Below are 23076 nucleotides of genomic sequence, written 5' to 3' on the forward strand. Positions count from 1 at the left end.
GGCGATGCGTGCTTCCCCGATCACGCCGACCGTCGATTTCGACGCGGACGGCGAACAGCACGGCTTCCTGAAGCTGCCTTACTCGCGCGACGATTCCGCGTGGGGCGCGATCATGATTCCGGTGACCGTCGTGAAGCGCGGCGACGGGCCGACGGTGTTGCTGACCGGCGGCAATCACGGCGACGAATACGAAGGGCCGGTCGCGCTGTCGAAGCTCGCCGGCTCGCTGAAGGCGGCCGACGTGACCGGCCGCGTGATCGTCGTGCCGTTCATGAACTACCCGGCGTTCCGCGCCGGTTGCCGCACGTCGCCGATCGATGCGGGCAACCTCAATCGCAGCTTCCCGGGCCGACCGGACGGCACGGTGACCGAGAAGATCGCCGACTACTTCCAGCGCCACCTGCTGCCGCTCGCGACGCACGTGCTCGACATTCACGCGGGCGGGCGCACGCTCGACTTCGTGCCGTTCGCGGCGATTCACGTGCTGCAGGATCGCGACCAGGAAGCGCGCTGCGAGCGCGCGATGCGTGCGTTCGGCGCGCCGTATTCGATGCGCATGCTGGAACTCGACAGCGTCGGCCTGTACGACAGCGCGGCCGAGGAAGCCGGCAAGGTGTTCGTGTCGACCGAGCTGGGCGGCGGCGGCACGTCGACGGCGACGAGCGTCGCGATCGCCGAGCGCGGCGTGTATGGATTGCTTGCGCATGCGGGCGTGATCGCCAAGGACGTCATCGATGGCAACGCGCCGCGTACGACGACGCTGCTCGACATGCCGGACGGCTCTTGCTACACGACGAGCGAGCATCACGGGCTGCTCGAGATGTGCCGCGATCTCGGCAGCGAGGTCGAGGCCGGCGACGTGCTCGCGCGCGTGCACGACATCGACCGCACGGGCGTCACGCCCATCGAGTACGTCGCACGGCGGCGCGGGCTGCTCGCGGCCCGGCACTTCCCGGGCATCGTGCAACCGGGCGACACGATCGCGGTGGTCGCCGACATCGTCGAGCGCAACATCCCGGTCGCCGTATAAGGACGCGCACGACGTGATCAAGCTCGACCGATACGACCTCGCGATCCTGCACTTGCTCGAGCGCGACGGGCGCATCACGAAGTCGAAGCTCGCGGAAGCCGTGAACCTGTCGATTTCGCCCGCATGGGAGCGCGTGCGCAAGCTCGAGGAAAGCGGCGTGATCCGCGGCTATCGCGCGGACGTCGACTGGATCGGCGCGTTCTCCGGCAGCCGCATCGTCGTCGAAGTGACGCTGTCGCGGCACACCGCGCCCGACATGCGGCGCTTCGAGGATCGCGTGGCCGCCGCGCCCGAAGTCGCGCAGTGCTATGCGACGGGCGGTGGCGTCGACTACGTGCTGCACGTGGTCGCGCGCGACATCGACCATTACCAGCGCTTCATCGATGCGTTGCTGATGGAAGACCTCGGCATCGAGCGCTACTTCACGTACATCGTGACGAAGGTCGTGAAGTGCGGCTCCGGCGGCGCGCCGGACTGGCTGTAAAAGTTCGCGCCGGCGCGCGGCAATACGGAAAAAACCGGCATTTCCCGCCGTGCAAACCGAAATTTCCGCATGCGCGGGCGCGACACAATGAAGTTCGTGCCCACCAACCAGGAGACGCAGCATGCTGCCCGGACACCCCGTTCTGTTCAAGTCGACCTGCTACGTCGATGGTCGCTGGATCCACAGCGACAGTGCCGCGACGGTCGCCGTCGTGAACCCCGCCGATCAGGCCGTGATCGGCCACGTGCCGATGCTCGAACGCGCGCAAATCGTCGGTGCCGTCGACGCCGCGCAGCGCGCGTACGACACGTGGCGCTGGACGCCGCAGGCCGCACGCAGCGCGGCATTGCTGCGCTGGCATGCGCTGATCCTGCGTCACGTCGACGATCTGGCCGCGCTGCTGTCGCTGGAACAGGGCAAGCCGCTGGCCGAAGCGCGCGGCGAGATCCGCTATGCGGCCAGCTTCGTCGAATGGTTCGCGAACGAGGCGAAACGTGTCGCGGGCCGCACGATTCCGACGCATATCGACGGCGCGCATCTCGGCACCGTGATGGAGCCGGTCGGCGTCGCGGCGCTGATCACGCCGTGGAATTTCCCGGCCGCGATGATCACGCGCAAGGCGGCGGCCGCGATCGCGGTCGGTTGTACCGTGGTCGTGAAGCCCGCGCACGAAACGCCGTTCTCGGCGCTCGCGCTCGCGCAGCTCGCCGACGAGGCCGGCTTCCCGGCCGGCGTGTTCAACGTGGTGCTCGGCGAGCCGCAGATGGCGATGGAAACGCTGGTCGGCGATACGCGTGTGCGTGCGGTCAGCTTCACCGGCTCGACGCGGGTCGGGCGGCTCGTGACCGAGACCGCCGCGAAGGCCGGCATCCGCAAGATCGCGCTCGAACTGGGCGGCAACGCGCCGTTCATCGTGACCGAGGATGCGGATCTCGACCAGGCGGTGCGGATTGCCGTCGGCGCGAAGTTCCAGACGTCCGGCCAGGACTGCTGCGCGGCGAACCGGATTCTCGTCGCGCGACCGCTGTACGACGCGTTCGTCGAACGGTATGCGCACGCGGTGCGCGCGCTGAGGACGGGGCCTGCGTTCGAGCAAGGCGTCGACGTCGGTCCGCTGATGCATCAGGCCGCGTTCGACGCGACTGTCGCGCGCGTCGACGATGCGCGGGCACGCGGCGCGCGCATCGTCGCGGGCGGCCGGCCGCACGCGCTCGGCGGCTGGTTCTACGAGCCGACCGTGATCGCGGATGCCGCGCCGGGCATGCGCGTGGTCGACGAGGAAAACTTCGCGCCAATCTCGGCCGTCTGCGCGTTCGACACGCTCGACGAAGCGGTAGAAACGGCCAACGACACCGAGTACGGGCTCGCCGCGTACGTATGCGCGACGCGCATCGACACGATCTTCCAGCTCGTGCGGCGGCTCGATTTCGCGATGGTGTCGGTCAACGGCGTGAAATTCACCGGCGCGCCGATCCCGTTCGGCGGGATGAAGGCGTCGGGACTCGGGCGCGAAGGCGGCGCCGAAGGCTTCGAGCCGTTCACCGAAACCAAGTACTTCTGCCTCGGCAATCTCGGCCTGCCTGTCGCGGCGACGGCCTGACCCATTCAAAGGAGCACATCATGACAAAATCGATCGACGCACTGCTGCGCGAGGACCGCGCCCACTTCATGCACCCGTCGACGCACGCGTACGACCACGAGACCGGCGCGCTGCCGGGCAAGATCGTGCGCGGCGGCGAAGGCATCCGCATCGAGGATCACCAGGGCAAGCAATATATCGACGCGTTCGCCGGCCTCTACTGCGTGAACATCGGCTACGGCCGCACCGAAGTGGCCGACGCGATGCATGAGCAGGCGAAGCAGCTCGCGTACTACCACACGTACGTCGGCCACGCGTCGGACGCGATCATCGAGCTGTCGTCGCGCATCATCGACTGGTCGCCGGCCGGGATGAAGAAGGTCTATTACGGGATGTCGGGTTCCGATGCGAACGAAACGCAGGTCAAGATCGTCTGGTACTACAACAACGTGCTCGGCCGCCCGAACAAGAAGAAGATCATCTCGCGCGAGCGCGGCTATCACGGCTCGGGCATCGTGACGGGCAGCCTCACGGGCCTGCCGAGCTTCCATCAGCATTTCGACCTGCCGATCGACCGCGTGAAGCATACGGTGTGTCCGCACTGGTATCGCAAGGCGCCGGCCGGCATGAACGAAGCGCAGTTCGTCGCGTACTGCGTCGACGAACTCGAGCAGCTGATCGCGCGCGAGGGCGCCGACACGGTCGCCGCGTTCATCGCGGAGCCGGTGATGGGCACGGGCGGCATCATCGAACCGCCGGCCGGCTACTGGCCCGCGATCCAGGCCGTGCTGCGCAAGCACGACATCCTGCTGATCTCGGACGAAGTCGTGTGCGGGTTCGGGCGTCTCGGCTCGAAGATGGGCGCGCAGCACTTCGGGATCGAGCCCGACCTGATCACGGTCGCGAAGGGGCTGACGAGCGCGTATGCGCCGCTGTCGGGCGTGATCGTCGGCGAGAAGGTGTGGGACGTGATCGCGCGCGGCTCGCAGGAACACGGGCCGATGGGGCATGGCTGGACGTATTCGGGGCACCCGGTGTGCGCGGCCGCCGCGCTCGCGAACCTTGCGATCCTGGAGCGCGAGAACCTCGTTGGCAACGCTGCGGAAGTGGGCGCGTATTTCGGCGCGAAGCTGCGCGATGCATTCGGCGCGCATCCGCTCGTCGGCGAGGTGCGCAGCGTCGGCATGCTGGCCGCGCTCGAGTTCATGGCCGACAAGGACGCGCGCACGCCGTTCGATCCCGCGCTGAAGATCGGTGCGCAGGTGTCGGCTGCCGCGTTGCAGCGCGGCGTGATCGCGCGGGCGATGCCGCATGGCGACATTCTCGGGTTTGCGCCGCCGCTCGTGATGACGCGTGCTGAAGCCGACGAGATCGTCGCGATCGTGAAGGACGCGGTGGATGAGGTCGCGGAGCGGAATCTTTCGACCGTCGCTTGATTATCAAGCGGTGCTGATGCGCGCTCCGGCGCGTGAGGTGACGCCGCCGCATGCGAGTGCGGCGGCGTCTTTTTTGCCGGTATGGTTCGCGGAAACCGTCAGCGCATCGCCTGCGGTGCGCGTCGGCTACCGGCCGTCACTCAGTAATCCCACACGACCGGAACGAAACGGAACCCGTCGCCGTGCCGCGCAACGTGCCCGATGGACGGGAACGCGACATGGGCCGCGGCCAGCAGCGCGCCGGTGTCGGCGGCTTCGTTGAACAGTGCGAGACGCACGTCGACCGCCGCGTCCGGATCGTGTTCGAAGCCGTTTTGCCAGTCGGGATTGTCGAAGTTGACTTCGAAAATCGCGTCGCCCGCGAACGTCAGCTTCTCCCCTTTCGATGCGATGTCGACCACGCAGTGGCCCGGCGTATGGCCGCCCGTCACCCGCGCCGACACGCCCGCCGCGACTTCCACGGTCCGGTCGAACGGCACGATGTTTTCGCCATGGAGTTCCACGAACGTCGCGGCCGCCTTGCGCAGCGCGGGCGGAACGGTTTCCGGCATCACCGTCTTGCTGAAGTCCGGATTTTTCCAGAACGCCACTTCCGCGGCCGATACGTGAATGCGTACGTCGGGGCGCAGCTTCGCCTTGACGCCGTCGACGTTCAGCCCGCCGACGTGATCCATGTGCATGTGCGTGATCACGATGTCGGTGATCGCAGCCAGGTCGATGCCGGCCGATTCCAGACGCATCACCGAGCGCCCGGCGCGCGTGAAGTATTCGAAGCCGTCGCCCACGCCCGAATCGATCAGGATCAGGCGATCGCCGCTGCGCACGAGCGCGATGTTGAGCGCCCAGTCGAACATGTCGCGTTGCAGGAAACGGCCGTCGAACCATGCGTTGCGCTCCGCTTCGCTCACATTGGTGGACATGGTGGAAGTCGGCAGCGGCAGCACGCCGTCGCTGATCAGCACGACATCGACATCGCCGATGCGTACGGCGTAGCGGGACGGAACGAGCTCGCCCGAAGCTTCGTTGCCCAGGGGTTCGATGACCGGCTGGACGTTGCGGATGGGTGCGTTCATGTTCAGTAATCCTGTTCGTCGAGTGAGGTAATCCGCACTGCGCGGCGCAGCGCGGTTCGCGAGCGCGATCGTGAAGATCGCGCTTCGGTTCGCCCGGATTCCGGTTGAGGGTGAGCGTGTGAGCGATTGTAGTGACGGCCGATACATGCCGACAGCGCCGCAGGTGCGCACATCGTGTTGTCCGGACGACAACAATCCGGCGGCGGCTTCAGCCGCCCGAAATGCACATCGCCCGCCATCCGTTGCCGGACGGCGGGCGATGCAATGGATGCCGTTTATGGGAAGCCGGGCGCCGCCGGGGCGCGGGTCAGCCCGGCTGGCCGGGGAGGGTGTCGCCGCGCAGCGAACACCCGCGCGTCTCGATCACCGCCAGCAGCGCGATCAGCCCGACCGCACAGGCGGCCATCATGTAGTACGCGGGAATCAGCGCGTTGCCGGTCTTGCCGATCAGCCAGTCGTTGACGATCGGCGCGGTGCCGCCGAACAACGACGTCGACACGTTGTACGCGATCGCCATGCCCGCATACCGGACGTGGGTCGGGAACATCGCCGGGAACATCGCGGAAATGGTGGCGAGCTGCGGCACGTAGAGCACGCCGAGCACCGCGAAGCCGATGAAGGCGCCGAGCGGACCGTGCGTCATCAGCGTGAACATCGGCACGGCCGCGACGAACAGCCCGACCAGCGAGAACCACCACATCGTCTTGCGACCGACGCGATCCGACAGCCAGCCGGCGAACGGCAGCAGCACCATCATCGCGAGCATGCCGATCAACGGAATCAGCAGCGACATGTTCTCGCTGACGCCGAGTTCCTTGTGCATGTAGGTCGGCATGTACGCGAGCAGCACGTAGTTGACGACGTTCAATGCGACGACGAGCCCGCCGAGCAGCAGCAGCGGCTTCGCATAGCGCACCAGCAGCAGCCGGATCGGCAGCGCGGCGGCGACGCTTTTCTCGCGGCGGTGCGCCTGTTCCTCGAGCTCGCGGAACACCGGCGTTTCCTCGAGGCGCGAGCGCAGGTAGAAGCCGATCAGGCCGAGCGGCGCGGCGACCAGGAACGGCAGGCGCCAGCCCCACGCATGCATCGCCGAATCGCCGAGCAGCAGCGCGAAGCCGAGCATCAGGAACGCACCGAGCGAGAAGCCGGCGAGCGTCGCGAATTCGAGGAAGCTGCCGCACAGGCCGCGCCGCGAATCGGGCGCGTATTCGGCGATGAAGGTGGCTGCGCCGCCGTATTCGCCGCCGGTCGAGAAGCCCTGCACCATGCGCAGCACGATCAGTGCGGCCGGCGCGAGCCAGCCGGCCGTCGCATAGCTCGGCAGCACGCCGACGAGCAAGGTGGCGCCCGACATCGTCAGCACCGTCAGCGCGAGCACGCGCTTGCGGCCGAGCCGGTCGCCGAGCGGGCCCCAGAACAGGCTGCCGAGCGGGCGGATCAGGAACGAGATCGCGAACGTGCCGAGCGCGAACAGCGTCGCGCTGGCCGTGTTGCCGGGAAACAGCGCGGCGGAAATATACGCGAGGCCGTACGCGTAAATGCCGTAATCGAACCATTCGGTCGCGTTACCGAGCGCGGCGGCCGTGATCGCGACCCGCGGCAGGCTATGCGGCTCGTCGCCGCGGGAAGCCGTCTCGTCCGGAACGGACGCGGCGGCGGAAACGGAAGTCCACGATGGCACGTATCGCATGAGGGGTCCTCGCTATCAGCGTGCGCCCGGGCGGGCGCCGACGAGGATCAAAGTAATCCCGCCAATTAGCGCTGCCCGATGTCATAGGACGATGTGGAGATCGGGGTTTTCCCGCGCCGTGGCGGGCGGCCCGCGGAGGCCGTGGCCGGCTCGGCGCGGCGCCGGTCGGCGAACGGCGGTAAGCTGCGCGCTGCCACGCGGGATTTCTCGGACTGTGCCGCGCGTGGCGTCCCTTTTTTCACCCTTGATCAGGAGCGCATATCGTGGCGACCTACATCGTCTTTACACGGGAAAGCACGCAGAACCAGCAGGAGCTCGACCTCTACTCGAGCCAGGTCGGCGCGACCCTTGCCGGCCATCCGGTGAAGGTGCTCGCCGCCTATGGGCCGCAGGAAATCCTCGAGGGTGAAGGCCCGGAAGGCGTCGTGATCGTCGAGTTCCCGTCGAAGGAGGCCGCGCACGCGTGGTATCACGGCCCCGAATACCAGGCGGTCGTCCAGCACCGCTTCAACGGCGCGCGCTATCGCGCGGTGCTGGTCGAAGGCGTCTGAACGCGGCCGCGCGCGCCCGTTACCGCACGTGCGGCAGCAGCGCGCGCAGCCAGTACGCGACGGCCACCGCACCGCCATCCGGCGTGCCGATCGCACGCTCGCCGAGATAGCTGGCCCGTCCCGCGCGCGGCGTCATGCGCGTCGTTTTCTCCGCGCCTCGCTCGGCCGCGTCGACGGCCGCCGTCCATGCGCTCGCGGGATCGCGATCGCTGTCGAGCGCGCGGCCGAATGCGTCGACGGCCGGCGCCAGCGCATCGAGCATCGTCCGGTCGCCGGCCTGCGCGCCGCCGAGTTCGCCGATCGAATCCACCGCCGCGCGGAACGCCGCAGCCCAGTCGCGCGGCGACGGCTCGGCGATATCGGCCAGCCGGCGCGACGCGCGCAGCAGCGCGGTCGCATAGAACGGCCCGGAGCTGCCGGCGATCGCGCGGCGCAACGCGGCGCCGAGCGCTGCCAATGCACCCGACGGCGTACCGTACGCGGTGTCGGGCAGTTCGAGGATCGCCTGCGCGGCGCGGCGCATGCTCGCGCCGAGATCGCCGTCGCCGGCTGCCGCATCGAGATCCGTCAACGTCTGCTCGTGATCGATCAGCGTTTGCGCGACCGCGCGCAGCGCCGGTTGCAGGCGCGCGGCCCATGCGCGGCCGGCTGCATCGAGCGGCGGCGGCGGCGCGTCCTGCGACGCGGCCGCGGCCACGCGAATCTGCGTGTTCACGAGGCCGCCGCCCGGCCATGCGCGCGCCTGCGTCGGCGCGTCGAGCAGCGCCGCGCGCTCGTCGTTCAGCCGCAGCACCGAGATCGAGCAGCCCGGCATGTTCAGCGCGGACAGGAACGTGCCGGCCCACGCGCGCGCGACGACGATGCCGCGCCGGGTCAGGTTGTCGAATGCGGCGCGCAGCACGATCGCGAGTTCCATGTCCGGCGTCGCGCCGAGGCCGTTGACGAACAGCGCGACGCGCTCGTCGCGCTCGAGCACGAGATCGGCGACGATGCTCGACAGCAGCGTGTCGGCCAGCGCGTCGGCCGGTAACGGCGCGCGACGCTCGACGCCTTTCTCGCCATGGATGCCGAGGCCCAGCTCGATTTCGTGATCGGCGAGGCTGAAGCCCGACTTGTCGGCGCCCGGGATCGTGCAGCCGTCGAGCGCGACGCCCATCGTGCCGAGCTCGGCCGCCGCGTCGCGCGCGATGCTCGCGACGCGGGCAAGCGGCAGCCCGCGCGCGGCGGCGGCGCCCGCTAGCTTGTGGATCAGCACGGTGCCGGCGATCCCGCGTCGCTGGCCGCGTTCGACGCGGCCGCGCAGCGATACGTCGTCGGCGACGATGACGGTTTCGACCGGAATGCCTTCCGCACGCGCGAGCTCGGCGGCGAGCCCGAAATTGAGCCGGTCGCCGGTGTAGTTCTTCACGATCAGCAGCGCGCCGTTCGGGCCGGCGCTCGCGCGGATCGCGGCGAGCACGGCGTCGGTCGACGGCGACGTGAACACTTCGCCGCACACGGCCGCGCTCAGCATCCCTTCGCCGACATAGCCGCCGTGCGCGGGCTCGTGGCCGCTGCCGCCGCCTGACAGGATCGCGACCGGCCGCTGCGACGGCTCGGCCAGCGGCTGGCGCACGAGCACGTGCTCGTCGCCGAGGATCGCGAGATGCGGCGATTGCCGCGCGATGCCTTCCAGCATTTCTCGCACGACGTCGGACGGGCGGTTCACAAGCTTTTTCATGGCGACGGTTCCGGACGGGTGAACGGGGCTCGGCCGGACACGCACGGGGCGCCGGACGGCTTTCGTGTTGCGGAGGATCGTGCGTGGCCTGTTGCCGGTCACGGGCGGCCGCATAACGGCGACCGAATGCGGCGCGGGCAACGAAGCGTACGCTTCGCGCCACGATACATCAGGTTCGGATGTTGCGACACGGATCGCGGCGCGATGGCGTCATGGCGCCACGGCGTCGGGGCGCGCGCCGGATGCCGCTATTTCAGCGCGGCGATCGCCTTCGCGCGAATCAGCCGCGCACGCAGCACGTTACGACTGATGCCGAGCAACTGCGCGGCGCGGATCTGGTTGCGATGGCTGAATTCGAACGCGACGCGCATCACGGTGTCCTCGATGCGTTCGAAGAGATTGCCGTGCCCGTCGTCGAACAGGTCGCGCAGCGCGTGTTCGAGCGCCGCCTGTGCATCGGCGGACGACTCGGCCACAGGCGCGGCAACGGCCGGCAGGCACGGCGTCGCGATCTGCAGGTCGGTGTCCTGCAGCGCATCGTGACGGCTTACGAGCAGCGCGTGATGGATCACGTTTTCCAGTTCGCGGATATTGCCGGGCCAGCCGTGGGCCTCGAGCCGGCGCTCGGCACGCGGATCGATGCGGCGCGGCCCGCCGCCGAGCCGATCACGGTACATGTCGAAGAAGTGGCGCGCGAGCGGCAGGATGTCGCCCGGCCGGTCTCGCAGCGGCGGCACCGCGAGCTGCACGACGTTGAGCCGGTAGAACAGGTCGCCACGAAATTGCCCGGCCGCGACCGCTTGCTGCAAGTCGACGTTGGTCGCCGCGACCACGCGCACGTCGACCGGAATGCCCGTGCGTGACCCGAGCCGCACGACCTCGCGTTCCTGCAGCACGCGCAGCAGCTTGACCTGCATCGCGAGCGGCAGGTCGCCGATTTCGTCGAGGAACAGCGTGCCGCCGTGCGCGGCTTCGAACCAGCCGGGCTTCGCGCTGAATGCGCCGGTAAACGCGCCTTTCTCGTGACCGAACAGCTCGCTGTCGACGAGCGTTTCGGAGAAGGCGCCGCAGTTCACCGCGACGAACGGCCCCTCGCGCCGGGCGCCGAGATCGTGCACGCGGCGTGCGATCAATTCCTTGCCGGTGCCGGTCTCGCCGACGATCAGCACGTTCGCGTCGCTCGGCGCGACGCGGCGAACCTGTTCGAGCAGCGCGAGCGAGCGCGGATCGGCGAACACCTGCGCGTGCGCGCGTGACGGCGCGTAACGTTCGGGCTGCGTGAGCACGGGCGCCGCGGCCTGAAGCGCGGCCGGGTCGCGGGAAGCGTTGACGACACGAAGATTGAGCGGGCGCGGCGATGCGGAAATGGAAGTCATGGCGATGAACCGTTGGATGGCCGGGCAATGCGGGCCGGCTGCTGCGTGGTCAGCAGAGTGTTGAACGTTTCGCCGCGCGCGAAAAGCATCGATTTCTGATAACCAAAGCGCGATTGCTGCGGAACCCGCAATGGCGCGGACGAGCGGCGGTGTCGTGACGCCTTGTCGTCGAATTCGGTGCTATCGCGTGCGATGCGCTGCTGCCTGATCAGCAGCGCATCAGCAGGCCCGCTGCATGGTGTTCATCGCGTGACGGAATATCGATGTGACGCACGAACGGGAACGCTTGTCACTGTCGCGCATGAGGCCGAGCGCCATTTCTGCTGGGCGATGGCGAAAAATTTCGGGATCCAGATGACCTTTCCGTCACGCACCCGAACCGATGGCACGCTCCTTGCTGACCCGAACCGGTATCGCCGCACGGCACGCGGCTTCACCACGGGAACGCATTGCATGAGCCACACCCTGAACGTCGTCGCGATATCGGGCAGCCTGCAGCGGCCGTCGCGCACCTTGGCGCTGACCGACGCGATCGTCGCGGCGCTCGGCGCCGCGCTGCCGATCGAGACGCGGCTGATCGAACTCGGCGAGATCGGCAGCCGGCTGGCCGGCGCGCTCACGCGCGCGCAGGTGCCGGCCGATCTCGATGCGCTGATCCGCGCGATCGAGACGGCGGACGCGCTCGTCGTCGCGAGCCCGGTGTATCGCGCGTCGTACACGGGCCTCTTCAAGCACCTGTTCGACCTCGTGCGCCACGACGCGCTCATCGACGTGCCCGTGCTGCTCGCGGCCACCGGCGGCAGCGAGCGTCATGCGCTCGTGATCGACCATCAGCTGCGCCCGCTGTTCAGCTTCTTCCAGGCGCGCACGCTGCCGATCGGCGTGTACGCGTCCGAAAGCGATTTCGATCGGTACCAGATCGCGAACCCGGCGTTGCGCGAGCGCATCGCGCTCGCCGTGGCGCGCGCGGCGCCGCAACTGCGCCCGCACGCGCTTTCCGCCGCGGCTGCGTAAGCCGCTTTTTCGTTCCCCCTTCGACCAGGACACCTTCATGAGCCTTCCCGACCCTTCCGCCGACGGCGTCAAATTCGCATACTGGGTGCCGAACGTCAGCGGCGGCCTCGTCGTCAGCACGATCGAGCAGCGCACCGACTGGAGCCTCGAATACAACCAGAAGCTTGCACGCACGGCCGAGGCGGCCGGCTTCGACTACGCGCTGAGCCAGATCCGCTTCACGGCCGGCTACGGCGCCGAATACCAGCACGAGTCGGTGTCGTTCAGCCAGGCGCTGCTGCATGCGACGACGAAGCTCAAGGTGCTCGCCGCGATCCTGCCGGGGCCGTGGCATCCGGCCGTGGTCGCGAAGCAGCTCGCGACGATCGACCACATCTCGAACGGGCGCATCGCGATCAACGTCGTGAGCGGCTGGTTCAAGGGCGAATTCACCGCGATCGGCGAGCCGTGGCTCGAGCACGACGAACGCTATCGACGTTCGAAGGAATTCATCCAGGCGCTGAAGGGCATCTGGACGCAGGACAATTTCACGTTCAAGGGCGACTTCTACCGCTTCAACGATTACACGCTGAGCCCGAAGCCGGTGCAGAAGCCGCATCCGGAAATCTTCCAGGGTGGCAGCTCGCGCGCGGCGCGCGACAACGCGGCGAGCGTGTCGGACTGGTATTTCACGAACGGCAATACGCCGGAGAACCTGAAAGCGCAGATCGACGACATTCGCGCGAAGGCGGCCGCGAACGACCATCGCGTGCGGATCGGCGTCAATGCATTCGTGATCGCGCGCGACACCGAGGAAGAGGCGAAGGCCGTGCTCGACGACATCATCCGGCACGCGCACGTCGAGGCCGTGCACGCGTTCGGCGATGCGGTGAAGCAGGCCGGCAAGGCGTCGCCCGAAGGCGAGGGCAACTGGGCGAAATCGACGTTCGAGGATCTCGTGCAGTACAACGACGGCTTCCGCACGAACCTGATCGGCACGCCGCAGCAGATCGCCGAGCGGATCGTCGCGCTGAAGGCGATCGGCGTCGATCTCGTGCTGGCCGGGTTCCTGCATTTCATCGAGGAAGTCGAGTACTTCGGCAAGCGCGTGTTGCCGCTCGTGCGCGAACTCGAGGCACAGCGGCAGGCCATCGCTGCGTGACGCCGCCCGCCGCCGGCGCGTGGCCCGCGATCGTGCGGACGCGCGCGGCGGCACGACGCTTACGCGATTCCCGCCAACTTCGACGCGTCGATCATCATCTCCACGCCGAGGCCGCCGAGCACCGCGCCCATCGCCCAGCGCTGCGCGAGCAGCAGCGTCGGGCGGCCATGCAGGAACTTCGCGAGGCTGCCCGAGCAGATCGCGACCATCCCATTGGCCGACGCGAACGCGGCGATCAGCAGCGAGCCGAGAAACAGCGACTGGCCGAACACGCTGCCTTGCCCGTAGTCGATGAACTGCGGCAGCAGCGACACGAACAGCATCGCGAGCTTCGGGTTCAGCACGCTGGTCGTCGCGCCCATCGCGAGCAGCCGCAGCGGCTGCTCGTTCGGCAGCGTCTTCACTTCGAACGGCGAGCGGCCGCCCGGCCGCACCGCCTGCCACGCAAGGTACAGCAGATAGGTCGCGCCGACCGCGCCCAGCACGCTGCCCGCGTAGGGCACGCTCATGAACAGCGTCGTGATGCCGAACGCCGCGGCGAACATGTAGAACAGGTAACCGAGCATCACGCCGGCGAGCGACACCAGCCCGGCCGCCCGCCCTTGCGCGATCGAGCGCGACATCACGTAGACCATGTTCGGCCCCGGCGTGACCGCGAGCATGCCGCCGATGACGAGAAACCCGTAGAGCGATCCGGACGTGTGCATGTTTTCCGCTTCCTGCATCGAATGAGTGCTGACGGAGTTCATTGTCCGGCGCTGGAAGCGAACAGTAAAACGGGATAAACTGAATCGATTGATCAGTTTTTCTGAATCGACATGAAGAAGCTCGACCTCGATGTGCTCGCGATGGTGGTGGCCGTTGCGGAATCCGGATCGTTCGCGCAGGGCGCGCAAGTCGTGCACCGGTCGCCGTCGGCGGTGAGCATGCAGATCAAGACGCTGGAGGACGCGCTCGGCAAGCCGCTGTTCATTCGCGACACGCGCAACGTGACGGCGACCGACGACGGCAGGATGCTGGCCGACTACGGCCGCCGGATGCTCGCGATGCGCGACGAGGCATGGGCGTCGGTCGTGCGTCCGGAGATCCGCGGCCGCGTGACGATCGGCGTGCCCGACGATTACATCTCGTCGCTGCTGCCGCAGGTGCTCGGCAAGTTCGCCGCGATGCATCCGCGCGTGGAGGTGCGCGTGATCGGCCAGCCGAGCAGCGCGCTCGTGCCGATGCTGAAGGACAACACGGTCGACCTCGCATGCCTGACCCGCGTCAAGGGCGTGTCCGGCGAGCTGATCCGGCTCGAGCCGATCGTCTGGACGGGATCGGCGAAACGGAACGTATGGGAAGAGCGGCCGCTGCCGGTCGCGCTGTTCTCGCACGGCAGCATGGCGCGCGATCATGCGATCAAGGCGCTGAACCGGCGGAAGATTCCGTTCCGGATGTCGTATGAAAGCCCGAGCTTTCTCGGGCTGCTCAGCATGGTCGAGGCCGGCCTCGCGATCGCGCCGCTCGCGCGCTGCTGCGTGCCCGATCACCTGTTGCAGCTGTCGGAGAGCCACGGGCTGCCGTCGCTCGGCGAACTCGAGGTCGTGCTTGCACGCAGCGCGCAGTCCGCGCGGCCGCCGTGCGACTACCTCGCCGAGCAGATTCTCGGTGAATGGCGCGCCTGAGGTCCGCCTACTGGCAGCGCGTCAGCACGACGCCAGCAGCCATTCCCGGAAGGCGACCAGCGACGGCAGCGTGTCGTTGCCCGGCGGGTAGACGAGGTAATAGCTGCGCTGGCTGGTAATCGCGTCGCCGATCGACACGAGCTCGCCGCGGCTCAATTCGTCCTCCACGAGCACCTTCGGCACCAGCCCGATCCCCATTCCCGCGCGCACGGCCTGGATCAGGTGCGACGTCAGCTCGAAGCTCGGGCCGACGCGCATCTGGCGATGATCGAGCCGATAGTGCGAGAACCACTCGGCCCAGGCCTGCTGATTGCTCGTCACGCCCAGCAGCGTCTGCTTCGCGGCCCAGGCCGGCGTGCGCGCGTCGGCCTGGCGGCCGCGGCCCGTGTCGGGCGGCGCGATCGCGACCAGGAACTCGTTGTACAGCCGGTGCGCGTGCAGGCCCGGCCAGTCGCCCGCGCCGACGGTGATCGCCGCATCGAGATCGTCGTTGAGGAAATCGATCGCGCCGATCCGTGAATGCAGGTGCACGGTCACGCCCGGATGCGCGGCGTAGAAGCCGTGCAGGTGCGGCAGCAGCCATTTCGAGCCGAAGGTCGGCAGCGTGGCCAGCCGCAGCGAGCCGGCGCCCGCCTGATGCGACATCGCCTGCAGCGTCGCGCCGCGAATGCGCCCGAGCGCGCCGCTCAGCTCGGCGAAGTAGCGGCGGCCGACTTCGGTCAGCTTGACCGAGCGGCCCTCGCGCCGGAACAGCGGCACGCCGAGTTGATCCTCGAGCGTCTGCACTTGCCGGCTGATCGCGCTCTGGCTCAGCGACAGCTCGTCGGCCGCGCGCGTGTAGCTTTCATGCCGCGCGGCGGCCTCGAATACGAGCAGCAGCGACATCGACGGGGTGAGGCGACGGTAATTCATGAGTTTTATGCAAGTTTCGCGGGGCGAGAATTCGTTTGTTTCTGGCGGAATATCCAAAGATACTGGAATTCCCGGTTGTGCGGAAACTTGCCAAAAAATCATGTTTTGGCGTGCGCGAACCGGCTGGCTCCACCTACATTGCGCTTTTGCCCCATGTCGATCGCCCCGTTGCCCCGTCCCGTCAGCCCGTCCGCGAACGTTTACCGCGATTTTCTCGCCGCGCTGCAGGCGGCCGGCTTCGCCGGCGAAATCCATGCGGACCACGCGAACCGGACCGTGCAGGCCACCGACAACTCGATCTACCAGCGCCTGCCGCAGGCAGTGGTCTGCCCCGCGCATGCGGAAGATGTCCAACTGCTGGCCCGGCTGCTGGCCGAGCCCGCGCATCGTGACGTCGCGGTGGCCGCGCGCGGCGGCGGCACCGGCACCAACGGGCAGTCGCTGACCGACGGCATCGTCGTCGATCTGTCGCGCAACATGAACCGGATCCTCGAAATCAACGCCGAAGAGCGGTGGGTGCGCGTGCAGGCCGGTGTCGTCAAGGATCAGCTGAATGCCGCGCTGAAGCCGCACGGGCTCTTCTTCGCGCCGGAGCTGTCGACGTCGAACCGCGCGACCGTCGGCGGGATGATCAACACCGACGCGAGCGGACAGGGCAGCTGCACGTACGGCAAGACGCGCGACCACGTGCTCGAACTCGATGTCGTGCTGATGGGCGGCGAGCGGCTGCACAGCGACGCGCTCGACGATGAGGAACTGGAACGCCGCTGCGCGCGGCAGGACCGCGTCGGCAAGGTGTATCGCACCGCGCGGCGCATCAGCGACGACAAGGCCGCGCTGATCGACGCGAAATTTCCGAAGCTCAACCGCTGCCTGACCGGCTATGACCTCGCGCACCTGCGCGAAGCGGACGGCCGCTTCAACCTGAACAGCGTGCTGTGCGGCGCGGAAGGCTCGCTCGGCTTCGTCGTCGAGGCGAAGCTCAACGTGCTGCCGATCCCGAAGTTCTCGGTGCTGGTCAACGTGCGTTACGCGGGCTTCATGGACGCGCTGCGCGACGCACGCGCGCTGCTCGAACTCAAGCCGCTGTCGATCGAGACGGTCGACTCGAAGGTGCTGATGCTCGCGATGAAGGACTTCGTGTGGAGCAGCGTGGCCGAGTATTTCCCGCAGGACGACGCGCGTCCGACGCTCGGCATCAACCTGATCGAATTCAGCGGCGACGAACAAGACGTCGATGCACGCGTGCGCGCGTTCGTCGAGCATTTGCGCACCGATACGAGCGTCGAGCGTCTCGGCCATACGCTCGCGACCGGCGACGATGCAGTCAAGCGCGTGTATGCGATGCGCAAGCGTGCGGTCGGGCTACTCGGCAACGTGCAGGGCGAGGCGCGTCCGCAGCCGTTCGTCGAGGACACCGCGGTGCCGCCCGAGAACCTCGCCGCGTACATCGGCGAATTCCGCGCGCTGCTCGACGGCCACGGGCTGCAGTACGGGATGTTCGGCCACGTCGACGCGGGCGTGCTGCACGTGCGTCCGGCGCTCGACATGAAGGACCCGAAGCAGGCGGCGCTGGTGCGGCCGGTGTCGGACGCGGTGGCCGAACTCACGCAGCGCCATGGTGGCCTTTTATGGGGCGAGCATGGCAAGGGCGTGCGTTCCGAATATGCGCCGGCGTTTTTCGGCGAGCTGTATCCGTCGCTGCAGCAACTGAAGGCCGCGTTCGATCCGCACAACCAGTTCAACCCGGGCAAGATCGCGACGCCGCCGGATTCGACGCTGCGGCTGCTGAAGATCGACGAGGTGCCGACGCGCGGCGACCACGACCGGCAGATCGACGAGCGCGTGTGGCAGAGCTACGGCACCGCGATGCATTGCAACGGCAACGGCGCGTGCTACAACTTCGATCCGGACGACGCGATGTGCCCGTCGTGGAAGGCGACGCGCGAACGCGTGCAGTCGCCGAAGGGGCGCGCGTCGCTGATGCGCGAATGGTTGCGTCTGCAAGGACAGGCCGGCGTCGACGTCGTCGCGGCGGGGCGCAAACGTCAGCCGTGGCTGCGCGGGCTGGCCGAGCGCTGGCGCAACAGCCGCCACGCGCGTCATGGCGACGCCGATTTCTCGCACGAGGTGTACGACGCGATGGCCGGCTGCCTCGCATGCAAGTCGTGCGCCGGGCAGTGCCCGGTCAAGGTGAACGTGCCCGAGTTCCGCTCGCGCTTTCTCGAGCTGTATCACCAGCGTTATCTGCGGCCGTTGCGCGACTACCTGATCGGTTCGCTCGAATTCACGATGCCGTGGATGGCGCGCGTGCCCGCGCTGTACAACGGGCTGATGGGCGCCGGCTGGGTGCGGACGCTGCTCGAGCGCCACGTCGGCATGGTCGACAGCCCGCTGCTGAGCCGCTTCGATCTCGCAGCCGTGATCCGCGCATGGAACGTGAAGCCGGCCGATCCGCACGCGCTGGCCGCGCTGAGCGATGCGCAGCGCGCGTGCAGCGTCGTCATCGTACAGGACACGTTCACGCGCTATTTCGATACCGAGCAACTGGCGACGCTGATCGAGCTGGCGGCGCGCCTGGGCTTTCAGGTGTGGCTCGCGCCGCTCGCGCCGAACGGCAAGGCGCTGCACGTGCAGGGCTTTCTTCGGGCATTCGAACAGGCCGCGATCCGCAACGCGACGCAACTTGCGGCGCTGGCGCGCTCGGGTGTCGCGCTGGTCGGCCTCGATCCGGCGATGACGCTCACGTATCGGCAGGAATATCTGAAGGTGACGGGCCTCGCCGACGTGCCGAAGGTCGCGCTGCCGCAGGAATGGCTGCTGGATGCGCTGCCCGAAGCCGGTGCGGGCGGGCCGACGGTTTCATATCGGTTGCTGCCGCACTGCACCGAGAAAACCAATGCGCCGGACAGCGGCAAGCAATGGACGCAGGTGTTCGCGCGTCGCGGGCTGCGCTTGCAGGTTCAGGCGGCCGGGTGCTGCGGGATGTCGGGCACGTACGGACACGAGGCGCGCAATCTCGCGACGTCGAAGACGATCTATGCGCAGTCGTGGGCCGCGCACGTCGACGGGATGGAGCAGGAAGGCGAGGCGCTGGCGACCGGGTATTCGTGTCGCAGCCAGGTGAAGCGCCTGTCGTCGAAGCAACTGCGCCATCCGTTGCAGGCGCTGCTCGATCACGTGCGGGCGGTGGGGTGACGACGGGGCGGTGCGGGACGCACGGCCGGTAACGGGGCGTCGATCGCGTGTCGAGCGGCCGTCCCCGTGCCGCTGTCGACCTTCGCCGGCGCGGGTCAGGCGTCGGCTTTCGCCGCTTTCCGCGCCCGCGGTTTTTCGGCCGCGGGAAACACGCCGACGCCGCGCGGCCGTTTCGGCTCGATCCGCATTTGCCGGATCACGCGCCGGAAGTCGATTTCGTGCGCGGCCAGCGTGCCGATCAGTTTCGCGATGACCGCGAGGTGGGAAGGGACGGTGCCCTTGCTCGAATAGTTGGTGATCGAACTTTCGTTCATCCGGATCAGCCGGGCGAACTCGCGCGCCGTCAACTGCGCCTTCTTCAACTCCTGTTGGAATTCCGCATACGCCATTGCACACATGATGCTTCGTCTCCGTGAATCAGCATTCGGCCCGCGCGGCGCCGGCGCCGACGAGTGGCGTTCCCGTCGTGCCGGCGCCGCGTCGGGTTACATCTTCACCTGGTCGAGGAAGGTCTTCTTGCCGCTCTTGTAGCCGTAGATCGAGATGATCCCGTGCGTCAGGTCGCCCTTCGCGTCGAACGTCGTCGTGCCGATCACGCCGTCGTATTTCGTCGCCGGCATCGCCGCGAGGATCTTCGCCGGGTCGGTGGAGTTCGCGCGCTTCATCGCGTCGACCGCGATGTAGACCGCGTCATACGCGAACGGCGCATCGAACTTGATGCCCTGGTTGAAACGCTTCTGGTACTTCGCGAGGAAGTCCGCGCCGCCCGGCATCTTCTCGAGCGCAGCGCCTGCCTGCGAGCACAGCACGTTGTCGGCCGCCGGGCCGGCCAGCTGGGCCAGCGAGTCGGTGCACACGCCGTCGCCGGACAGGATCTTCGCGCGCAGGCCGAGTTGCTTTGCCTGCTTCGCGAGCGGGCCGCCGGTGGCGTCCATGCCGCCGTACATGATCGCGTCGGGGTTCTCGCCCTTGATCTTCGTCAGGATCGCGCGGAAGTCGACCGCCTTGTCGTTGGTTGCGTCGTGCGACAGCACCTTCAGGCCGAGCGCCTTCGCCTTCTTCTCGAACTCGTTCGCGAGGCCCTGGCCGTACGCGGTCGAATCGTCGATCACCGCGACGCTCTTCACGCCCTTCGATTGCGCATAGCTCGCGAGCGCCGGGCCCTGCTGCGCATCGGTCGCGACCACGCGGTAGGTCGTCTTGAAGCCTTGCTGCGTGTAGGTCGGGTTCGTGGCCGACGGCGAGATCTGCACGATGCCCGCGTCGCTGTAGATCTTCGACGCCGGAATCGACGTGCCCGAGTTCAGGTGGCCGATGACGGCGACGACCTTGTCGTCGACGAGCTTCTGCGCCACCTGCGTCGCCTGGCGCGGGTCGGCCGCGTCGTCCTGCGCGTCGAGCTGCAGCGTGATCTTCTTGCCGCCGATCGTCAGGCCCTTCGCATTGATTTCCTCGACCGCGAGGCGCGCGCCGTTTTCATTGTCCTTGCCGAGGTGCGAAATGCCACCCGTCGTCGGTTCGACGCTGCCGATCTTCACGACCTGGTCGGCCATCGCGCTCGACGCGGCCGCGAACGCGGCGGCAGCCAGTGCAACGGTGATCAGGGATTTGCAGCGCATGCCGACAGTGCTTCGTTCCATCTGCCATCTCCGAATTGAATGTCTTTCTATTGACGTCTCGACCGGCCGGCCGGGGGCCGGGGCGATCGGACGGTTTTCGCTACCCGTCATGGGCGTCGCTTGCATGGCGTCGGGCCGGGTGACTTGCCGCCCGGCCGAGGGAGCGAGCGCCTGACGCCATGCAATTCGTATGAATATATCGGAACCCGCTTCCGTGTGCTGCGGCGCGCCGCGGCGGCCCGCGGATTGCGGTTCGCTGTCGTGGGCCTTACGGCTGCATCCATTATTCGACCGGTCGCCACGGCGAAGCCATGGACACTGATGGGCGGTCAATCCGGAACTGTTCGGTCGATTTGTCTGCACAGTTTGGTCGGTTGCGCATCGCGTAGCCGGTTTCATGGTCGCGCTTCGTCAAGCGTGATTGCTGATCAATGCAACTAACGGTCAAGTTCGGTGGCGCCCGCGAATGGGTGCCGATTGCACGGGCCGAACCGCGCATCCGGATCGACAAAGCCTGGGGCGTTTTTGGGGCCGGCGTCGCTTCTACATTCGGATCGTCGCGTCGGCCACGCAATTCGCTGCACTCTCACGCTACGACCGCCCGCGCAACGCGACGACGACCACCCCCGCGATCGCCAGCAGGCCGCCGCACGCCGTCGCGATGCCGGGCCGCTCGCCCGTCAGCACCACCGACAGCAGCGTCGCGACCGCCGGCGTCAAATAGAGAAAGCTGGCCGCGCGCGCCGCGCCGAAGTAGCCGAGCGCGAAGGTCCAGGTCGCGTAACCGAGCGCGGCGGGAAAGACGCCGAGTACGACGACGGCCCACGCCGTGTCGCGCGACCCGCCGCCGAGCGACACGAGCGCGCCGGGCAGCCACGGCGCGAGCAGCACCGCGCCGGCCAGCAGCGTGTACGCGGTGCACGGCAGCGCGCCGTACACGGGAATCAGCCGCCGCTGCAACACGAAATAGCTGGCCGAACACAGCGCCGCGCCGAGGATCAGCGTGCTCCCCGAGCCGAGCACGAGGCCGCCGGGCTGCCCTTGCGCGATCACCGCGATGCCGGCCAGGCTGATCAGCGACCCGAGCCAGCCCCAGCGATTGAAGCGCTCGCGCAGAAACACGGCGGCCAGCAACGCGGTGAAGATCGGCAGCGTGTTCACGATGAAGCTCGCCGCGCCGGCCGACACGGTCTGTTCGCCGGTATTGAGCAGCGCGTTGTAGAGTGCGATGCCGAGCAGGCCGCACGCGAGAAAGCGCCACGCGTCGGCTTTCGTCGGCAGCGGCGGCCGTCGCCATGCGAGCCACGCGATCACGAGCAACGCGGCGGTCGCGAAGCGCGCGGCCGCAAGCTGCAGCGGCGCGAGGCCGTGCAGGCCGATCCGGATGAACGGGAACGCGGACGCCCACGAGACGATCGTGAACGCGACCGCCGCTGCCGCGACGAGCGATTGTCGCGCGCCGCGCGACGTCGGTGACGAAAGTGTATTCATGAAGCCATGGTGCGGCGTCGCGAGATGCTAAGCTAGCGCACAGATCAACACCCGGATATGAATATGGCTCACAGCTCGGGGGCACGGCGGGCCGACGGTCCGGCGCCGGTGCGCCCGGTGGCCGCCGCGCCGATGCCGGCCCCGCGGCCGCCGCTCGCGAGCCTCGAGACGGTCTGCACGGTGGCGCGCGAAGGTTCGTTTCTCGCGGCCGCCGACGTCTCCGGCGTCACGCACGGCGCGATCAGCCGACGGGTGGCCGCCGTGGAAAACTGGCTCGGGATGGCGCTGTTCGAACGGCATGCGCGCGGCGTGCGCCTGACGCCGGACGGGCAGCGCTTCGTCGGCCGGATCGAGCAGGCGTTTGCGATCATCGACAGCGCGGCCGATCAGTGGCGCTCGCCGCGCACGCCGCGGCTGGTCCGGATGAGCGTGGTGCCCGCGTTCGCGCAGCTGTGGCTGCTGGAGCGGCAGCAGATGCTCGAGCGTGAAGCGCCCGCGTTGCGCATCGAGCTCGGTATCGAGCTGCGCAACGTGGATATCGCCGGCGGTGAAGCGGATCTGTCGATCCGGTACGGGCGCGGCAACTGGCGTCGGCTCGACACCCGGCCGTTCATGCCGGAACGGCTGTATCCGGTCGCCCATCCGCAGCTCGCCGCGCAACTGGCCAGGATGCGCCGCGCAACGGGCGACGCCGCGCTGCTCGACATGCCGTTGCTGCACGATTCCGACGTGACCGGCTGGCGCACGTGGTTCGACGCGCTCGGCATTCCGTTCAAGCCGCGTGCGCAGGATCGCCGGTTCGAGGATTACAACCTCGTGCTCGCGGCGGCCGAAGCGGGGCTGGGCGTGGCGCTTGCGCGAACGCCGCTGGCGGATGCGTATCTGCAGCGCAGTGCGCTCGTGCGCGTGAGCCGCCACGAGGTCGATTCGCTGCTCAGCTATCACTTCGTGCATGCGAAGGGCGAGAGTCGGCCGGAGGTGCTCGCGTTGATGGAGCGGATGGTGAAGGCGCTGCGGTAGCGCGCACCCGGCGGTTCGCGCAGGCGACCGCTTCGGCGCGCACGTCACGCGTGTGGCGGGCCGCCTGTCACGTTC

At 68.0% G+C, this 23076-nt stretch carries 19 protein-coding genes; 10 read left to right on the forward strand and 9 right to left on the reverse strand.

Translation table 11 applies throughout. The features are described from left to right. Positions 1-4: 4 nt before the first annotated feature. The 4 genes from doeB (at position 5) to GJG85_RS30760 (ending at position 4529) form a co-directional block, all read left to right on the forward strand. Positions 5-1030: a N(2)-acetyl-L-2,4-diaminobutanoate deacetylase DoeB gene (doeB, locus tag GJG85_RS30745; RefSeq protein WP_089490153.1), complete on the forward strand. Its 1026-nt coding sequence runs from the start codon at positions 5-7 to the stop codon at positions 1028-1030. 13 nt (positions 1031-1043) lie between these two features. Next, entirely contained in the window at positions 1044-1514 is a 471-nt protein-coding gene (locus GJG85_RS30750; RefSeq protein ID WP_050015654.1) for an Lrp/AsnC family transcriptional regulator, read from the forward strand. 121 nt (positions 1515-1635) lie between these two features. Further along, the gene (locus GJG85_RS30755; protein ID WP_050015653.1) at positions 1636-3114 is read left to right on the forward strand and encodes an NAD-dependent succinate-semialdehyde dehydrogenase; all 1479 of its coding nucleotides are present in this window, start codon (positions 1636-1638) and stop codon (positions 3112-3114) included. Between the two features lie 20 nt (positions 3115-3134). After that, the gene (locus GJG85_RS30760; protein WP_050015652.1) at positions 3135-4529 is read left to right on the forward strand and encodes an aspartate aminotransferase family protein; all 1395 of its coding nucleotides are present in this window, start codon (positions 3135-3137) and stop codon (positions 4527-4529) included. A 140-nt stretch (positions 4530-4669) separates the two neighbouring features. On the opposite strand, the gene GJG85_RS30765 is transcribed toward GJG85_RS30760, so the two are convergent. Together GJG85_RS30765 and GJG85_RS30770 are read right to left on the reverse strand one after the other, a co-directional pair. After that, positions 4670-5602 (reverse strand): MBL fold metallo-hydrolase, encoded by a 933-nt coding sequence (locus tag GJG85_RS30765; protein ID WP_089490152.1) that lies wholly within the window; start codon positions 5600-5602, stop codon positions 4670-4672. A 307-nt stretch (positions 5603-5909) separates the two neighbouring features. Continuing rightward, positions 5910-7292: an MFS transporter gene (locus GJG85_RS30770; protein WP_089490151.1), complete on the reverse strand. Its 1383-nt coding sequence runs from the start codon at positions 7290-7292 to the stop codon at positions 5910-5912. 263 nt (positions 7293-7555) lie between these two features. On the opposite strand from GJG85_RS30770, the gene GJG85_RS30775 reads away from it, so the two are divergent. Continuing rightward, positions 7556-7843 (forward strand): DUF1330 domain-containing protein, encoded by a 288-nt coding sequence (locus GJG85_RS30775; protein WP_050015648.1) that lies wholly within the window; start codon positions 7556-7558, stop codon positions 7841-7843. A gap of 19 nt (positions 7844-7862) precedes the next feature. On the opposite strand, the gene dhaL is transcribed toward GJG85_RS30775, so the two are convergent. Both dhaL and GJG85_RS30785 read right to left on the reverse strand, forming a co-directional pair. Further along, positions 7863-9563 (reverse strand): dihydroxyacetone kinase subunit DhaL, encoded by a 1701-nt coding sequence (gene dhaL / locus GJG85_RS30780; RefSeq protein ID WP_050015646.1) that lies wholly within the window; start codon positions 9561-9563, stop codon positions 7863-7865. 248 nt (positions 9564-9811) lie between these two features. Beyond that, positions 9812-10939, reverse strand: a complete 1128-nt coding sequence (locus GJG85_RS30785) for a sigma 54-interacting transcriptional regulator (protein WP_089490150.1) — start codon at positions 10937-10939, stop codon at positions 9812-9814. A gap of 453 nt (positions 10940-11392) precedes the next feature. On the opposite strand from GJG85_RS30785, the gene msuE reads away from it, so the two are divergent. After that, entirely contained in the window at positions 11393-11953 is a 561-nt protein-coding gene (gene msuE, locus GJG85_RS30790; RefSeq protein WP_089490148.1) for an FMN reductase, read from the forward strand. Between the two features lie 37 nt (positions 11954-11990). Further along, positions 11991-13094, forward strand: coding sequence for a dimethylsulfone monooxygenase SfnG (gene sfnG / locus GJG85_RS30795; RefSeq protein ID WP_050015642.1), 1104 nt, complete (start codon positions 11991-11993; stop codon positions 13092-13094). Between the two features lie 59 nt (positions 13095-13153). Here the strand turns inward: sfnG and GJG85_RS30800 are convergent, their stop codons facing one another. Beyond that, complete coding sequence (locus tag GJG85_RS30800) at positions 13154-13801, reverse strand: LysE family translocator (protein ID WP_050015704.1); 648 nt, start codon at positions 13799-13801, stop codon at positions 13154-13156. Positions 13802-13912: 111 nt separating this feature from the next. Here GJG85_RS30800 and GJG85_RS30805 point away from each other — a divergent pair, with 111 nt between their 5' ends. Continuing rightward, on the forward strand, positions 13913-14761 hold the full coding sequence (locus tag GJG85_RS30805) for a LysR substrate-binding domain-containing protein (RefSeq protein ID WP_050015640.1): 849 nt from the start codon (positions 13913-13915) through the stop codon (positions 14759-14761). 21 nt (positions 14762-14782) lie between these two features. Here the strand turns inward: GJG85_RS30805 and GJG85_RS30810 are convergent, their stop codons facing one another. Next, positions 14783-15673 carry a LysR substrate-binding domain-containing protein gene (locus tag GJG85_RS30810; RefSeq protein ID WP_050015638.1) on the reverse strand — a complete coding sequence of 297 codons (891 nt, stop codon included), beginning with the start codon at positions 15671-15673 and terminating at the stop codon, positions 14783-14785. 153 nt (positions 15674-15826) lie between these two features. On the opposite strand from GJG85_RS30810, the gene GJG85_RS30815 reads away from it, so the two are divergent. After that, entirely contained in the window at positions 15827-18871 is a 3045-nt protein-coding gene (locus GJG85_RS30815; protein ID WP_204384710.1) for an FAD-binding and (Fe-S)-binding domain-containing protein, read from the forward strand. Positions 18872-18966: 95 nt separating this feature from the next. Here GJG85_RS30815 and GJG85_RS30820 read toward each other — a convergent pair whose 3' ends face one another. The 3 genes from GJG85_RS30820 to GJG85_RS30830 all read right to left on the reverse strand — a co-directional run bounded on the left by GJG85_RS30820 (position 18967) and on the right by GJG85_RS30830 (position 21981). Then, positions 18967-19269: a hypothetical protein gene (locus tag GJG85_RS30820; RefSeq protein WP_050015635.1), complete on the reverse strand. Its 303-nt coding sequence runs from the start codon at positions 19267-19269 to the stop codon at positions 18967-18969. An 87-nt stretch (positions 19270-19356) separates the two neighbouring features. Further along, positions 19357-20511, reverse strand: coding sequence for a branched-chain amino acid ABC transporter substrate-binding protein (locus tag GJG85_RS30825; protein WP_089490144.1), 1155 nt, complete (start codon positions 20509-20511; stop codon positions 19357-19359). A 570-nt stretch (positions 20512-21081) separates the two neighbouring features. Then, positions 21082-21981: an EamA family transporter gene (locus GJG85_RS30830; RefSeq protein WP_050015631.1), complete on the reverse strand. Its 900-nt coding sequence runs from the start codon at positions 21979-21981 to the stop codon at positions 21082-21084. 57 nt (positions 21982-22038) lie between these two features. On the opposite strand from GJG85_RS30830, the gene GJG85_RS30835 reads away from it, so the two are divergent. Continuing rightward, complete coding sequence (locus tag GJG85_RS30835; RefSeq protein WP_089490143.1) at positions 22039-23001, forward strand: LysR substrate-binding domain-containing protein; 963 nt, start codon at positions 22039-22041, stop codon at positions 22999-23001. Positions 23002-23076 lie beyond the last annotated feature (75 nt).

It is taken from the genome of Burkholderia sp. MS389 (assembly GCF_016899425.1).
GTDB lineage: Bacteria > Pseudomonadota > Gammaproteobacteria > Burkholderiales > Burkholderiaceae > Burkholderia > Burkholderia sola.

What these genes read in the sequence shown, in the direction of transcription:
- doeB (WP_089490153.1), top strand. Translation starts at nt 5, where the DNA reads ATGCGTGCTTCCCCGATCACGCCGACCGTCGATTTCGACGCGGACGGC.
- GJG85_RS30755 (WP_050015653.1), top strand. Translation starts at nt 1,636, where the DNA reads ATGCTGCCCGGACACCCCGTTCTGTTCAAGTCGACCTGCTACGTCGAT.
- GJG85_RS30760 (WP_050015652.1), top strand. Translation starts at nt 3,135, where the DNA reads ATGACAAAATCGATCGACGCACTGCTGCGCGAGGACCGCGCCCACTTC.
- GJG85_RS30765 (WP_089490152.1), bottom strand. Translation starts at nt 5,602, where the DNA reads ATGAACGCACCCATCCGCAACGTCCAGCCGGTCATCGAACCCCTGGGC.
- GJG85_RS30770 (WP_089490151.1), bottom strand. Translation starts at nt 7,292, where the DNA reads ATGCGATACGTGCCATCGTGGACTTCCGTTTCCGCCGCCGCGTCCGTT.
- dhaL (WP_050015646.1), bottom strand. Translation starts at nt 9,563, where the DNA reads ATGAAAAAGCTTGTGAACCGCCCGTCCGACGTCGTGCGAGAAATGCTG.
- GJG85_RS30785 (WP_089490150.1), bottom strand. Translation starts at nt 10,939, where the DNA reads ATGACTTCCATTTCCGCATCGCCGCGCCCGCTCAATCTTCGTGTCGTC.
- msuE (WP_089490148.1), top strand. Translation starts at nt 11,393, where the DNA reads ATGAGCCACACCCTGAACGTCGTCGCGATATCGGGCAGCCTGCAGCGG.
- sfnG (WP_050015642.1), top strand. Translation starts at nt 11,991, where the DNA reads ATGAGCCTTCCCGACCCTTCCGCCGACGGCGTCAAATTCGCATACTGG.
- GJG85_RS30800 (WP_050015704.1), bottom strand. Translation starts at nt 13,801, where the DNA reads ATGCACACGTCCGGATCGCTCTACGGGTTTCTCGTCATCGGCGGCATG.
- GJG85_RS30805 (WP_050015640.1), top strand. Translation starts at nt 13,913, where the DNA reads ATGAAGAAGCTCGACCTCGATGTGCTCGCGATGGTGGTGGCCGTTGCG.
- GJG85_RS30810 (WP_050015638.1), bottom strand. Translation starts at nt 15,673, where the DNA reads ATGAATTACCGTCGCCTCACCCCGTCGATGTCGCTGCTGCTCGTATTC.
- GJG85_RS30815 (WP_204384710.1), top strand. Translation starts at nt 15,827, where the DNA reads ATGTCGATCGCCCCGTTGCCCCGTCCCGTCAGCCCGTCCGCGAACGTT.
- GJG85_RS30820 (WP_050015635.1), bottom strand. Translation starts at nt 19,269, where the DNA reads ATGTGTGCAATGGCGTATGCGGAATTCCAACAGGAGTTGAAGAAGGCG.
- GJG85_RS30825 (WP_089490144.1), bottom strand. Translation starts at nt 20,511, where the DNA reads ATGGAACGAAGCACTGTCGGCATGCGCTGCAAATCCCTGATCACCGTT.
- GJG85_RS30830 (WP_050015631.1), bottom strand. Translation starts at nt 21,981, where the DNA reads ATGAATACACTTTCGTCACCGACGTCGCGCGGCGCGCGACAATCGCTC.
- GJG85_RS30835 (WP_089490143.1), top strand. Translation starts at nt 22,039, where the DNA reads ATGAATATGGCTCACAGCTCGGGGGCACGGCGGGCCGACGGTCCGGCG.